Below are 13,416 nucleotides of genomic sequence, written 5' to 3'. Positions count from 1 at the left end.
GCGTGGTATCGTCGGGGGAGTGATTCGGGATCTTGCATGACTGAAACGGCCGATGATCTGAGCGCCCCGCTCGGACAGGACAAGCCGCGCCGGAAACGGCGGCTGCGCCTGCCGTTCACGGCCATGCAGGTGCTCGCCGTCACGCTCGGCCTGTTCCTGGTCGCCTTTGCCGGCTTCGCCATCTTCAACAAGGATCCGCTCGGCGGCGAGCCGATGACCCGAATCGCGATCCGCGAGCCCAATGCCACCGACGAGAAGCCCGCCGCCGCGGGCCATGGCCCGGAGAGCAAGCAGGACGGCAAGCACGAGGCCAAGGAGGCGCCGAAGGATGCGCCGAAGCAGGCGGGCGAGCAGAAGATCGTCACCATGATCGACGGTTCCACCGGCACGCGCCGCGACGTGGTGATCGGCGGCGGCGATGCCGCCGACAAGGCCGAAGCGGCGGCTGCATCCGGTCCACCGCCCGTCATGGCCGGGGTCGACCCAAAACTGCTGGAAAAGTCGCGCTACGGCATGATCCCGGTGGTCGCAGGAGACCTGAAGCCGTTCAACGTCTATGCGGCGGATTTCGACCGCGCCAAGGCCGCCAGGATGCCCGTGGTCGCGATCCTGATCGGCGGCCTCGGCGTCGGCGCGGCCAAGACCACCGACGCCATCATGCGGCTGCCGCCGGCGGTGACGCTGGCCTTCACGCCCTACGGCGCCGACCCCGGCAAGCTCGCCGAACGGGCCCGCGCCCAGCGCCACGAGATCTTCCTCCAGATCCCGATGGAGCCCTACGACTTTCCGGACAACGATCCCGGGCCGCAGACGCTGCTGACCTCGCTCAGCCCCGACCAAAACATGGACCGTCTGTACTGGCACCTGAGCCGGATGCAGGGCTATGCGGGCCTCACCAATTTCATGGGCGCCCGCTTCATCGCGACGGAGCCGGCGATGCAGCCGATCTTCCGCGAGGCGGCCAGGCGCGGGCTCGGCTTCTTCGACGACGGCTCCTCGCCGCGCAGCATCGCGCCGCAGGCCGCAGCCAGCGCCGCGATGCCGTTCGGCAAGGGCGACATTGCCATCGACGCGGTGCCGACCCCGGCCGAGATCGACCGCGCCCTGAGCAAGCTCGAAGGGGCCGCACGCGAGCGCGGCGTCGCCATCGGCACCGCCTCGGCCCTGCCGGTCTCGATCGAGCGCATCGGCGCCTGGAGCAAGACGTTGGGCGACCGGGGTATCCTTCTGGTGCCATTGACAACCGCGATGCTGAAATCAAAATCCAGCTAAATCAACGGATTGGTGTGGTACTGGTCCTGCGGGGCCAACGTGCCTGCGGTCAGCATGCGAAAGGTTCGGCGGAATGGCGCGTTACGAGGATCTGCCCTACCGGACCTGCGTCGGCGTGATGTTGCTCAACAAGGACGGACTGGTGTTCATCGGCCGGCGTGCCGGCGGTATCGAGCATGTCGACGACAGCCATGTCTGGCAGATGCCGCAGGGTGGCGTGGATCCCGGCGAGGACACTTGGGAAGCCGCCAAGCGCGAGCTCTATGAGGAGACCAGCGTGCGCTCGGTGGAGCGGCTCGGCGAAGTTCCGGACTGGCTCACCTACGACATTCCGCGCACGGTCGCCGGCCGCGCCTGGAAGGGCCGCTACCGCGGCCAGCGCCAGAAATGGTTCGCGGTGCGCTTCACCGGCAAGGACAGCGAGATCAACGTCGAGAAGCCCGGCGGCGGCCACAAGGCCGAATTCGTGAGCTGGCGCTGGGAGCCGATGAAGAATCTGACCGGGCTGATCATTCCGTTCAAGCGCCCGGTCTATGAGCGCGTGGTGAAGGAATTTTCCGCGCTGGCGGAGGGATAGCGAACTCCATCCCAACTCTCCGCTCGTCACCCCCGCGAAGGCGGGGGTCCATACCCCCAGGCAAACGTTGTGCGGAGGGTGCCAACCGCGAGCTTTCAATACACACCCGCCTGTGGTTATGGATTCCGGGCTCGCGCTTTGCGCGCCCCGGAATGACGAAGAAGGAAGTCCGTGACGAATGAAAAGCCCTACCGCCCCAATGTGGGGATCGCCCTCTTCAATCGCGACGGCCGCGTGCTGATCGGGCATCGCTTCAAGGGCGACGGCCCCGAGATCATCTTGCCGGGTCTCGACTGGCAGATGCCGCAGGGCGGCGTCGATGAGGGCGAGAATCTGCGCGATGCCGCGCTGCGCGAGCTGTGGGAAGAGACCAGCGTCAAGAGCGCGGACTATCTCGGCGAGACCGACTGGCTCACCTACGAATTCCCGCCCTATGACGGCCCGCAGACCCATCGGCTGGCGAAGTTTCGCGGGCAGCGGCAAAAATGGTTCGCGCTGCGCTTCACCGGCGAGGACGCCGAGATCGACCCGCTGACGCCGCGTAACGACCAGCCCGCCGAATTCGATGCATGGCGCTGGGAGCGCCTCGACCGCGTTGCCGATCTCGTGGTGCCGTTCCGCCGCGACGTCTACCGCGCGGTGGCAGAGCAGTTCGCGGCGTTCGGAAGCTGAATTGGCGAAAACAACCCCATGCACAGTAGAATGGAGATTGAATCCATTGGACAATTCGGCGGGAAATCTGGACGTGAGGCGGCCGCAGCTCCTGCCGTTCGGGGCGACAAAGTTTTAGCGCCCGCCACTTCCGTGACGAGCGCTGAACCTGTTCAGCAATTTTGAACTTGAGCCCCGGAGCAGCTGCGCCGGGGCTTAGTGCATAGCCGTGGAGTTGAGCTGCTGCTGGATGCTCTTGAAGTGGTCGAGCCGCTCGATGGCCTGATCGAGCTCGCTGCCCTCGTGCTCCTTCAGCCCCTCTTCCATCTCCGAGATGGTCGCGGCGAACTGGGCACGGTCGAGCTCGGCCAGCGAGGTCGCGACGTCGGCGAGCACGGTCAGACCCTTTTCGGAGACTTCGGCAAGGCCGCCGAGCACGATGACCTTCTCGTGCCTGCCGCCGGTGGTGACGGTGAGAATGCCCGGACGGATCGCAGCCACGACCGGCGCATGACCGGCCAATACGCCGAAATCACCCTCGATGCCGGGGATATCGACCTGATCGACCTCGCCCGAGAATGCGAGCTTTTCCGGCGAGACGAGATCGAAGTGGAAGGTGGCCATGGGAAACCTGCGAATGGTGAGTAGCGAACGGCGCGTGGCGAGTAGCGAATGGCGAATAGATTCTACGCGCCACTCCCTATTCGCTATTCGCCAGCTTAGGCGGCTTCCGCCGCCAGCTTCTTGCCCTTCTCGATCGCCTCTTCGATGGTGCCGACCATGTAGAAGGCGGCTTCCGGCAAATGGTCATACTTGCCTTCGCAGAGGCCGCGGAAACCCTTGATGGTGTCCGCGAGGTCGACGAACTTGCCGGGAGAGCCGGTGAAGATTTCGGCGACGTGGAACGGCTGCGACAGGAAGCGCTCGATCTTGCGGGCGCGGGCCACCGTCAGCTTGTCTTCTTCCGAAAGCTCGTCCATGCCGAGAATGGCGATGATGTCCTGAAGCGACTTGTAGCGCTGCAGCACCTGCTGGACCTGACGCGCGGTGTCGTAGTGCTCCTGACCGACGACGAGCGGCGAGAGCATGCGCGAGGTCGAGTCGAGCGGGTCCACCGCCGGATAGATGCCCTTTTCCGAGATCGCGCGGTTCAACACCGTGGTGGCGTCCAAATGCGCGAACGAGGTGGCGGGCGCCGGGTCGGTCAAGTCGTCGGCCGGAACGTAAATGGCCTGCACCGAAGTGATCGAGCCCTTCTGCGTGGTGGTGATGCGCTCCTGCAGCGCGCCCATGTCGGTGGCGAGCGTCGGCTGATAACCCACCGCCGAAGGAATACGACCCAAGAGCGCCGACACTTCCGAACCGGCTTGCGTGAAGCGGAAGATGTTGTCGACGAAGAACAGCACGTCCTGGCCCTGATCGCGGAAGTGCTCGGCGACGGTCAGACCGGTGAGGCCGACGCGGGCGCGCGCGCCCGGCGGCTCGTTCATCTGGCCGAACACCAGCGCGCACTTCGACTTCACGCTCGGATCCGGATTGTGCGGATCGGCATTGACCTTGGACTCGATGAACTCGTGATAGAGGTCGTTGCCCTCGCGGGTGCGCTCGCCGACGCCGGCGAACACGGAGTAACCGCCGTGCGCCTTCGCGACGTTGTTGATCAGCTCCTGAATCAGCACGGTCTTGCCGACGCCGGCGCCGCCGAACAGGCCGATCTTGCCGCCCTTGGCGTAGGGCGCGAGCAAGTCGACGACCTTGATGCCGGTGACGAGAATTTCAGCTTCCGTCGACTGGTCGGTATAGCTCGGCGCTTCCTGGTGGATGGCGCGCATGCCTTCGGACTGGATCGGGCCCGCTTCGTCGATCGGCTCGCCGATCACGTTCATGATGCGGCCGAGCGTGCCAGCGCCCACCGGAACCGAGATCGGCTGGCCGGTGTCGGTCACTTCCTGGCCGCGGACCAGACCCTCGGTCACGTCCATCGCGATCGTGCGCACGGTGGATTCACCGAGATGCTGCGCAACTTCCAGCACGAGGCGGATGTTGCCGTTCCTGGTTTCCAGCGAATTGAGAATGGCCGGAAGGTGGCCCTCGAACTGAACGTCGACGACGGCACCCATGACCTGGGTGACGCGACCGACCTGGGTAGCTGCTGTAGCCATGAAGCTCTCCTTCGAAATCCTGTACTTGCGAAATTCTGGACTTGAACGACCGTCGTTTGGTTCGTGCGTCAGACCGCCTCGGCGCCGGAGATGATCTCGATCAGCTCCTTGGTGATCTGGGCTTGACGGGTTCGGTTGTAGATCTGAGTTTGCTTGCGGATCATTTCGCCGGCGTTGCGGGTGGCATTGTCCATCGAGCTCATCTGCGCGCCGTAGAACGAGGCGTTGTTTTCCAGCAGCGCGCGGAAGATCTGGACCGCGATGTTGCGCGGCAGCAGGCCGGAGAGGAGCTCGTCCTCCTCCGGCTCGTATTCGTAGGACGTCGACGGCGCGTTCGCGGCTTTTTCTTCCACGACCAGCGGAATGATCTGCTGCGCGGTCGGGATCTGGGCGATCACCGACTTGAACTGCGCGTAGAACAGCGTGCAGACGTCGAACTCGCCGTTCTCGAAACGGGCCAGCACCTTCTTGGCGATGTCCTCGGCGTTGACGAAGCCGAGCTGGCGAACGCTGCGCAGATCGAGATGCTCGACGATCTGCTTGTCGAACAGGCGGCGGAGCTGCTCATAGCCCTTGCGGCCGACGCAGAAGAATTTGACGTCCTTGCCTTGCGCCATCAGCGACTGGGCGCGCTCGCGCGCAAGGCGAACGATCGAGGAGTTGAAGGCGCCGGACAGGCCGCGCTCGCCGGTGCAGACCAGCAGCAAGTGCACCTGGTCCTTGCCGGTGCCGGCGAGCAGCGCCGGCGCACCGGGCGAACCCGCGGCAGCACCGGCGATATTGGAGATCACCGCACTCATCTTGTCGGCATAGGGGCGTGCAGCTTCCGCCGCCTGCTGGGCGCGGCGCAATCTGGACGCTGCGACCATCTGCATGGCCTTGGTGATCTTCTGCGTCGCCTTGGTGGAGGCGATGCGCACGCGCATATCTTTAAGTGACGCCATTCTTCGTTCACCCCGGCGGTTCGACCCTTTGGCCGGACCGCAAATCTATCCAGTCGTCATGCCCGGGCTCGTCCCGGGCATCCACGTGGTGCCCCACACGCCGCTAGACGTGGATGGCCGGGACAAGCCCGGCCATGACGGCAGTTATGCGAAGGACTTCGCAAAACCTTCGACCACCGACTTCAGCTTGGCAGCGGTGTCGTCGGTGAGGTCGCGGGTGTCGCGGATCGAATTGAGGATCTCGACGTTCTTGCCGCGCAGCAGCGAGAGCAGACCGTCTTCGAACGCACGCACCTTGTTGACCGGGAGCGGATCGAGATAGCCGTTGGTGCCGGCCCAGATCACGCAGACCTGCTCTTCCATCTTCAGCGGCGCGAACTGCGGCTGCTTGAGGAGCTCGGTGAGGCGAGAGCCACGGTTGAGCAGGCGCTGGGTCGAGGCGTCGAGGTCGGAGCCGAACTGCGCGAAGGCCGCCATTTCGCGGTACTGCGCCAGCTCGCCCTTGATCTTGCCGGCGACCTTCTTGGTGGCCTTGGTCTGCGCCGAGGAGCCGACGCGCGACACCGACAGACCGACGTTCACCGCGGGACGGATGCCCTGGAAGAACAGGTCGGTTTCCAGGAAGATCTGACCATCGGTGATCGAGATGACGTTGGTCGGGATGTAGGCCGACACGTCGTTGGCCTGGGTTTCGATGACCGGCAGCGCCGTCAGCGAGCCCGAGCCCTGGTCCTTGTTCAGCTTCGCCGCGCGCTCGAGCAGGCGGGAATGCAGGTAGAACACGTCGCCCGGATAGGCTTCGCGGCCCGGCGGGCGGCGCAGCAGCAGCGACATCTGACGGTAGGCGACGGCCTGCTTGGACAGATCGTCATAGATGATGACGGCGTGCATGCCGTTGTCGCGGAAGTACTCGCCCATGGTGCAGCCGGTGAACGGCGCGATGTACTGCATCGGCGCCGGGTCCGAGGCGGTGGCGGCGACGACGATCGAGTATTCGAGCGCGCCCTGTTCTTCCAGCACCTTCACGAACTGCGCGACGGTCGAACGCTTCTGGCCGACCGCGACATAGACGCAGTACAGCTTGATGTTCTCGTCCGGCTGCGCGTTGAGCGGCTTCTGGTTCAGGATGGTGTCGAGCGCGATCGCGGTCTTGCCGGTCTGACGGTCGCCGATGATCAGCTCGCGTTGGCCGCGGCCGATCGGGATCAGGGCATCGATCGCCTTGAGGCCGGTCGCCATCGGCTCGTTCACCGACTTGCGCGGAATGATGCCGGGCGCCTTGACGTCGACGCGCATGCGCTTGTCGGCCTGGATCGGGCCCTTGCCGTCGATCGGGTTGCCGAGGCCGTCGACAACGCGTCCGAGCAGGCCCTTGCCGACCGGTGCGTCCACGATGGCGCGGGTGCGCTTGACGGTCTGGCCTTCCTTGATCTCACGGTCGGCACCGAAAATAACGACACCGACGTTGTCGGTTTCGAGGTTCAGCGCCATGCCGCGGGTGCCGTTCTCGAACTCGACCATTTCACCGGCCTGGACGTTGTCCAGACCGTAGACGCGGGCGATGCCGTCGCCGACGGACAGCACCTGTCCGACTTCTGAGACTTCAGCTTCCTGGCCGAAATTCTTGATCTGGTCCTTGAGGATCGCGGAAATTTCCGCGGCGCGGATGTCCATCAGCCTGCCTCTTTCATCGCGTGCTTGATCGAATTGAGTTTGGTGCGAAGCGAGCTATCGATCATGCGGCTGCCAAGCTTGACCACGAGGCCACCGATGATCGAGGGATCGACATTCACGTTGAGCGCGACGTCCTTGCCGGTCACCGACTTCAGGGCAACCTTGAGGGCGTCGAGATTCTTGTCCGAAAGCGCTTCCGCCACGGTGACGTCGGCCGTCGCCTCGCCCTTGAACCTGGCGACCAGGGCGCGATAGGCGCGGATGACGTCCGTCACCACGAACAGGCGTCGGTTGGCGGTCAGCACTTTGAGGAAATTGGCGGTGATGCCGGCGATACCGGCCTTGTCCAGCACGGCCGAGAGGGCCCTCGACTGGGCATCGGCCGCGAACACCGGACTGCGGACGAGGCGCGTCAGATCGGCGCTTTCTTTCAGCAGAGCCTCGAATTTTTCGAGATCGGCTTTGACCTCATCGACCAGTTTCTGGTCGCGGGCCAGTTCAAACAAGGCCGTTGCATAACGGCCCGACACACCGGAAACGGACGTATCTTCTGCAGCCACAGACGCGCTCTTTTTGCTGTCAAACTCGCAAGGGAAAAACCGTCGCCACGAAGCGGCGCCTAGCGATCCAAGCCCTTGGAATTCAAGCGGGACTTCGATTTTCGGCCGACACGGGACGTGCCGGGTCCGTTAAAATCGCGGCTTTGCTAACATAGCAGGCGCGCACGTGCAACATGACGCCAAATCAAAGCCACGACGTTCTGTCGCCAGTTCGTCGCAGTCCGCGACAGTTCGCCTGCGGCTCGAAAACAGCTGCGCGATGACACGCACGACAATCAGGCGACGACGTGCCGGCCACGGAATTGCCGTGAGCTTTTGTCGCTAGCCCGTCCATTCGTTCCTGCCACCAGCGCATAGCCGCCATGAACACGGATCGCTGAGGCGTGACTCGGACGGCGTTGCCACCGTTTCCCGAATACTTATCCAATTCTAAACACTGAGCGTGATGACTTCACTTTACAGTATTCGTAAGTAATAAAGTGGTTAAAGAACCGTTAGAGACAAAGATTACGGAACATTGGCTGCAATATCGGTGCCAGTAACAAGATATTACAAGACGACACAGAACGGATTTACTGCCCAATTCACGCCTCATTGGGAATCGAAACGCGATCCCGCTCACAAACTGATGGGGGCTCCACTTGCCACATATGTGGCAATACTAGCTTAGGGACCACTAAATGCTGTCTTTGAAGACGCTGGGCTCTGTGACCCGGCCGCGTACGGCGATTGCTTTCGTTGCCGCAACTCTCCTCGTCGGTGGAACTGCCACCGAAGCTTCCGCCAAATCCCGGCATCACCACCGGCACTCTCACCATCATCACCGCCACCACGCCCAGACCGATGCCCCCGCGACCTCCGATTGGCGCAATGCCAACGCGTCGATGACGCCGTCGTCGGGCACCGGCCGCAGCTTCTCCGGCATAGCCTCGTATTACGGCAACGAGTCCGGTTCGAAGACTGCCTCGGGCCAGCGCTTCAACCAGAACGCCATGACCGCCGCGCACCGTTCGCTGCCGTTCGGCACCAAGCTGCGCGTCACTCACGGCAGCTCGAGCGTCATCGTCACCATCAATGACCGTGGCCCGTTCATTCGCGGCCGCGTGCTCGATCTCTCCACGGGCGCTGCCCGCGCCATCGGCCTCACCGGCGCCGGCGTCGGCCGCGTCACCGCGGAAGTCGTCTCCTAAGGCGTTCGACGCGCCTCGTCTCGCACGCGCAGTTTTCATCAGTTTGTTGCGCGCGTGAAGCAAGCCCGCGGTCTTGGGGGACCGCGGGCTTTTTGTTGGCGCTGTCATGACCCACGTGTCCCGGACAAGCCGCAACGCTCGGCGTTGCGGCGCAGAGCCGGGACCCAGAAGCCGCGAGTTCTTTGCGACATGGGCCCCGGCTCTGCAGCACCGTCAAAGAGACGCTGCGCTGCGTCCGGGGCACGGGGAGAGAGCTTTTGTGATCGCTACAAAAAGCTCTGCGGATCGACGTCCACCTCTAACTTCTGATTGCCCTTCGGTTTCGGACAGACCGCGAGCCAGTCGCGCAAATAGTCCGACAGATCGAAACCGCGCGCCGATTTCACCAGGATGCGGAAGCGGTAGCGGCCCTTGATCACGGCGAGCGGGGCTTCCGCCGGTCCCAGCACCACGACGCGCTCGTCGCGCGGCGCAAGCGCAACGAGACGGCGGCCAAAGCCTTCCGCGCTCGGGCGATCGCCCGCGGAGATGATCAGGCTGGCGAGCCGCCCGAACGGCGGATAGAGCGTGCGCTCGCGCAGATCGATCTCGCTGTCGTAGAAGGCCTCGCGGTCGCAGGCGATCAGTGCCTTCATCACGGGATGATCGGGCTGATGGGTCTGGAGATAACCGACGCCGCGGCCCTGCTCGCGCCCGGCGCGGCCGATCACCTGGTTGAGCAATTGCCAGGTGCGTTCGGAGGCGCGCGGATCGCCATTGGACAGACCGAGATCCGCATCGACCACACCGACGAGATTGAGCCGCGGGAAATTGTGGCCCTTGGCAACGAGCTGCGTGCCGATGATGATGTCGACGCGGCCCTCCGCGATCTCGGCAAGCTCGCTGCGCATCGTCTCGATCGAGGTGATGAGATCGCTCGACAGCACCATGGTGCGCGCGTCCGGGAACAGCGCGGCCGCCTCCTCCTGCAAACGCTCGACGCCGGGCCCGACCGCCACCAGCGATTCTTCCGCCGAACAGTGCGGGCAGACATGCGGGCGCGGCATCGAGAAGCCGCAGTGGTGACAGACGAGGCGCTGGCGAAAGCGATGATCGACCAGCCAGGCATCGCAGATGGTGCAGGCGAAGCGATGGCCGCAGGCGCGGCACAGCGTCAGCGGCGCATAGCCGCGGCGATTGAGGAACAGCAGCGCCTGCTCGCGCTTCTCGATCGCGGTTCTGATCTCGGAGGCGAGGCGCGGCGAGATGAAGCGGCCGCGCGCCGGCGGCTCGCGGCGCAGATCGATCGCCTCGATATGCGGCATGTGCTGGCCGCCGAAGCGCGAGGGCAGCGCGATACGCTGATAGCGGCTCTTGCGGGCGTTGATCTCGGACTCGACTGACGGCGTCGCGGACGCCAGCACGACCGGGATCTTGGCGATATGCGCACGCACCACCGCCATGTCACGGGCGTGGTAGTGCACGCCCTCGTCCTGCTTGTAGGCCTGGTCGTGCTCTTCATCGACGACGATGAGGCCGAGATTGGCGTAGGGCAGAAACAGCGCCGAGCGCGCGCCGACCACGACCGGCGCGGTGCCTGCGGAGATTGCCGCCCAGTTGCGCGCACGGGTACGCGGCGTCAGCTCGGAATGCCATTCGATCGGGCGCACGCCAAAGCGCTGCGCGAAGCGGTCGAGGAACTGGCCGGTGAGCGCGATCTCCGGCATCAGGATCAGCGATTGCCTGCCGCGGCGGATCGCCTCGGCCACGGCCTCGAAATAGACCTCGGTCTTGCCCGAGCCGGTGACACCGTCGAGCAGCGCGACATGGAAGGTGCCGTTGGCCGCGAGCGCGCGCATGGTATCGACCGCGCTGCGCTGGAGCGCCGTGAAATCCGGCCGGCCGAAATCCGGATCGGGGGCCGGCGGCGGCGGAGGCGGCGGCATCGGCTCCACCGTGAGCGTACCTTCATCCACCAAGCCATCGATCACGCCGGCCGACACGCCCGCCTCCTTGGCGGCCTCGGACTTGCCGTGCAGCAGCCGGTCCGACAGCACCTCGATCAGGCGCTGCCGCGCCGGCGTCAGCCGCTTCGGGGGATCGCCGACCAGCCGCACGCCGGCGCGCACCCGCTCGGGACCGAGGTTCTCACCCATCCGCAGGCACATGCGCAGCACCATGCCGCGCGGGCTCAGCGTGTAATTGGCGACCCAGTCCACGACCGCGCGCAGCTCGGGCTTCAGCGGCGGGATATCGAGCTTCTCGCTGACCTCCTTGAGGCGGTTGTGCAGACGCGGATCGGGATTGGCGTTTTCGCCCCAGACCACCGCGAGCACCTCGCGCGGGCCGAGCGGCACGCCGACGAGATCGCCCGCCTTCAGCTCCATGCCGCGCGGCACCTTGTAGGAATAGGTCTGGTCGAGCGCGACCGGCACCAGCACGTCGACCATGCGGGTCGCGTTGGCGGGGACGGTCTGGCTACGCGACGAATGATCCATGAATTGTCTTGGAGAATTGCTTGGAGGGAGAATCGGAACCCGGGGCCTCAAGGCTAGCCGCGCAAGGCAGCCTTAGCGAACGATAAACGAGTGTGATGCGATATACTGGGTGGAATCATTACGTCCAGAGCGCATGAGCAAAGCGGCCGCCCCACCTATCGAGCTCGCCAGCGCCGATCCTGACATCGCGCAGGAGATGACGCGCTGGCTGTCGCATCTCGGCGCCGAGCGGCGGCTGTCGCCGAAGACGCTGGAGGCCTATGGCCGTGACTTGCGGCAGTGCCTGAACTTCCTCAGCAATCATTGGGGCGAGCGCGTGACGCTGAAGCGTTTCGCAGCGCTCGAAGCCACCGACGTTCGCGCCTTCATGGCGATGCGCCGTGCCGACGACATTGCCGGCCGCAGCCTGATGCGCGCGCTGGCGGGGCTGCGCTCGTTCGGCCGCTTTCTCGAGCGCGAGGGCAAAGGCAAGGTCGGCGCGCTCTCGGCGATCCGCGCGCCCAAGGTGGCCAAGACCCTGCCGAAGCCGCTGCCGATGGCCTCCGCAAAACGTCTCGCCGATGCCGACGAGCGCGCCGGCGAGGATCGGGAAACCTGGATTCTGGCGCGCGATGCCGCGGTGATGGCGCTCTTGTATGGATCGGGCCTGCGCATCTCCGAAGCGCTCGGCCTGAAGCGCCGCGAGGTGCCGCGGCCCGGCGAAGGCGACGTGCTGATCGTGACAGGCAAGGGCAACAAGACCCGCATGGTGCCGGTGCTGCAGAACGTGCTCGCGCTGGTGCAGGACTACGTTGCGATGTGCCCGTATCCGCTGCCGGCGGAAGGCCCGATCTTCGTCGGCGCCCGCGGCGGTCCCTTGAGCCCGCGAATCATCCAGCTCGCGATGGAGCGGCTGCGCGGCGCGCTGGGCTTGCCCGACAGCGCCACGCCGCACGCGCTGCGGCACTCCTTCGCCACGCATCTGCTTTCGCGCGGCGGCGATCTGCGCGCGATCCAGGAATTGCTCGGCCATTCCTCGCTCTCGACCACGCAAATCTACACCGGCATCGATTCGGAGCGGCTGCTCGAAGTCTATGCGAGCGCGCATCCGCGGCGCTGACACACTGACGTCATAACTTGCTTGCCTCTTGCGCGGCGCCCGCGGTTCGGTCAATCGTGGGGAACCGAGGCAGGAGGGATTTATGAGCGCACATGAAAGCATGGAGCATGCCGAGCACGCCGAACACGCGTCCGGCTCGAACAAGAAGATCGCGCTCCTGATCGCCGTGCTGGCGCTGTTCCTGGCGATCTCGGAGACGCTCGGCAAGGGCGCCCAGACCGAATCGCTCAGCAAGAACGTCCAGGCGTCCAACCTCTGGGCGTTCTTCCAGGCCAAGACCATCCGCCGCACCGTGGTGCTGACCGCATCCGAGCAGGGCAAGCTCACGCTGGCCGGCACCACCGACGAGGCCCTGAAGCCGGTGCTGCAGAAGCAAGTCGAGGACTGGGCCAAGACCGCGCAGCGCTACCGCTCCGAGCCCGAGACCGGTGAAGGCACCGAGCAGCTTGCCGAGAAGGCCAAGCACGCCGAGCACGAGCGCGACGAGGCGACCGCGAAATACCATCATTTCGAGCTGGCCTCGGCGGCCTTCCAGATCGGCATTGTGCTGGCATCAGCGACCATCATCACCGGCATGCTCGCGCTGGCCTATGTCAGCGGCATGCTGACGATCGCCGGCCTCATCGTGACCGCGCTCGGCCTGTGGTGGCCGCATCTGGTGCATTTGCATTGAGGGAGTGAGGCGCGCGAAGCGACGCCAAACAAACAGTGTCATGCCCCGGCTTGACCGGGGCATCCAGTACGCCGCGGCTTCTCTGCATACGATTGACGTCTCTGGAATACTGGATCGCCCGGTCAAGCCGGGCGATG

General features: G+C 64.9%; 12 protein-coding genes. 6 read left to right on the top strand and 6 right to left on the bottom strand.

Annotation, left to right across the window (positions count from 1 at the left end; genetic code table 11):
• The first annotated feature begins 36 nt into the window (after nucleotides 1–36).
• From QSV46_RS27800 to QSV46_RS27790, 3 genes are all read left to right on the top strand, one after another.
• A complete protein-coding gene (locus tag QSV46_RS27800) occupies nucleotides 37–1,272 on the top strand; it encodes a divergent polysaccharide deacetylase family protein (protein WP_314958975.1) in 1,236 nt (411 codons plus the stop codon).
• A gap of 73 nt (nucleotides 1,273–1,345) precedes the next feature.
• Nucleotides 1,346–1,849, top strand: coding sequence for an RNA pyrophosphohydrolase (locus QSV46_RS27795; protein ID WP_314958973.1), 504 nt, complete (start codon nucleotides 1,346–1,348; stop codon nucleotides 1,847–1,849).
• A gap of 171 nt (nucleotides 1,850–2,020) precedes the next feature.
• Nucleotides 2,021–2,521 carry an RNA pyrophosphohydrolase gene (locus QSV46_RS27790; protein WP_314958970.1) on the top strand — a complete coding sequence of 167 codons (501 nt, stop codon included), beginning with the start codon at nucleotides 2,021–2,023 and terminating at the stop codon, nucleotides 2,519–2,521.
• A gap of 195 nt (nucleotides 2,522–2,716) precedes the next feature.
• On the opposite strand, the gene QSV46_RS27785 is transcribed toward QSV46_RS27790, so the two are convergent.
• From QSV46_RS27785 to QSV46_RS27765, 5 genes are all read right to left on the bottom strand, one after another.
• Nucleotides 2,717–3,124, bottom strand: coding sequence for a F0F1 ATP synthase subunit epsilon (locus QSV46_RS27785; protein ID WP_314958969.1), 408 nt, complete (start codon nucleotides 3,122–3,124; stop codon nucleotides 2,717–2,719).
• A gap of 95 nt (nucleotides 3,125–3,219) precedes the next feature.
• Nucleotides 3,220–4,662: a F0F1 ATP synthase subunit beta gene (gene atpD, locus QSV46_RS27780; protein WP_007598896.1), complete on the bottom strand. Its 1,443-nt coding sequence runs from the start codon at nucleotides 4,660–4,662 to the stop codon at nucleotides 3,220–3,222.
• A gap of 68 nt (nucleotides 4,663–4,730) precedes the next feature.
• A complete protein-coding gene (locus QSV46_RS27775) occupies nucleotides 4,731–5,606 on the bottom strand; it encodes a F0F1 ATP synthase subunit gamma (RefSeq protein ID WP_314958957.1) in 876 nt (291 codons plus the stop codon).
• Between the two features lie 144 nt (nucleotides 5,607–5,750).
• Complete coding sequence (atpA, locus tag QSV46_RS27770; RefSeq protein ID WP_314958954.1) at nucleotides 5,751–7,280, bottom strand: F0F1 ATP synthase subunit alpha; 1,530 nt, start codon at nucleotides 7,278–7,280, stop codon at nucleotides 5,751–5,753.
• Nucleotides 7,280–7,840: a F0F1 ATP synthase subunit delta gene (locus tag QSV46_RS27765; RefSeq protein WP_314958951.1), complete on the bottom strand. Its 561-nt coding sequence runs from the start codon at nucleotides 7,838–7,840 to the stop codon at nucleotides 7,280–7,282. Before QSV46_RS27765 ends, atpA begins: the two co-directional genes overlap by 1 nt.
• 680 nt (nucleotides 7,841–8,520) lie before the next feature.
• Here QSV46_RS27765 and QSV46_RS27760 point away from each other — a divergent pair.
• Nucleotides 8,521–9,030 carry a septal ring lytic transglycosylase RlpA family protein gene (locus QSV46_RS27760; RefSeq protein WP_314958948.1) on the top strand — a complete coding sequence of 170 codons (510 nt, stop codon included), beginning with the start codon at nucleotides 8,521–8,523 and terminating at the stop codon, nucleotides 9,028–9,030.
• A gap of 266 nt (nucleotides 9,031–9,296) precedes the next feature.
• Here QSV46_RS27760 and QSV46_RS27755 read toward each other — a convergent pair whose 3' ends face one another.
• Nucleotides 9,297–11,507: a primosomal protein N' gene (locus tag QSV46_RS27755; protein WP_314958945.1), complete on the bottom strand. Its 2,211-nt coding sequence runs from the start codon at nucleotides 11,505–11,507 to the stop codon at nucleotides 9,297–9,299.
• A gap of 133 nt (nucleotides 11,508–11,640) precedes the next feature.
• Between QSV46_RS27755 and QSV46_RS27750 the strand changes: the two genes are divergently transcribed.
• Both QSV46_RS27750 and QSV46_RS27745 read left to right on the top strand, forming a co-directional pair.
• The gene (locus tag QSV46_RS27750; RefSeq protein ID WP_314958943.1) at nucleotides 11,641–12,606 is read left to right on the top strand and encodes a tyrosine recombinase XerC; all 966 of its coding nucleotides are present in this window, start codon (nucleotides 11,641–11,643) and stop codon (nucleotides 12,604–12,606) included.
• An 82-nt stretch (nucleotides 12,607–12,688) separates the two neighbouring features.
• On the top strand, nucleotides 12,689–13,279 hold the full coding sequence (locus tag QSV46_RS27745) for a DUF4337 domain-containing protein (RefSeq protein WP_314958942.1): 591 nt from the start codon (nucleotides 12,689–12,691) through the stop codon (nucleotides 13,277–13,279).
• Nucleotides 13,280–13,416 lie beyond the last annotated feature (137 nt).

It is taken from the genome of Bradyrhizobium cosmicum, assembly GCF_032290525.1.
In the GTDB taxonomy this organism is placed as follows: Bacteria; Pseudomonadota; Alphaproteobacteria; order Rhizobiales; family Xanthobacteraceae; genus Bradyrhizobium; species Bradyrhizobium cosmicum_A.
The sequence above is the reverse complement of the archived record's forward strand: the minus strand, read 5'-3'. Positions and strand labels throughout refer to the sequence as shown.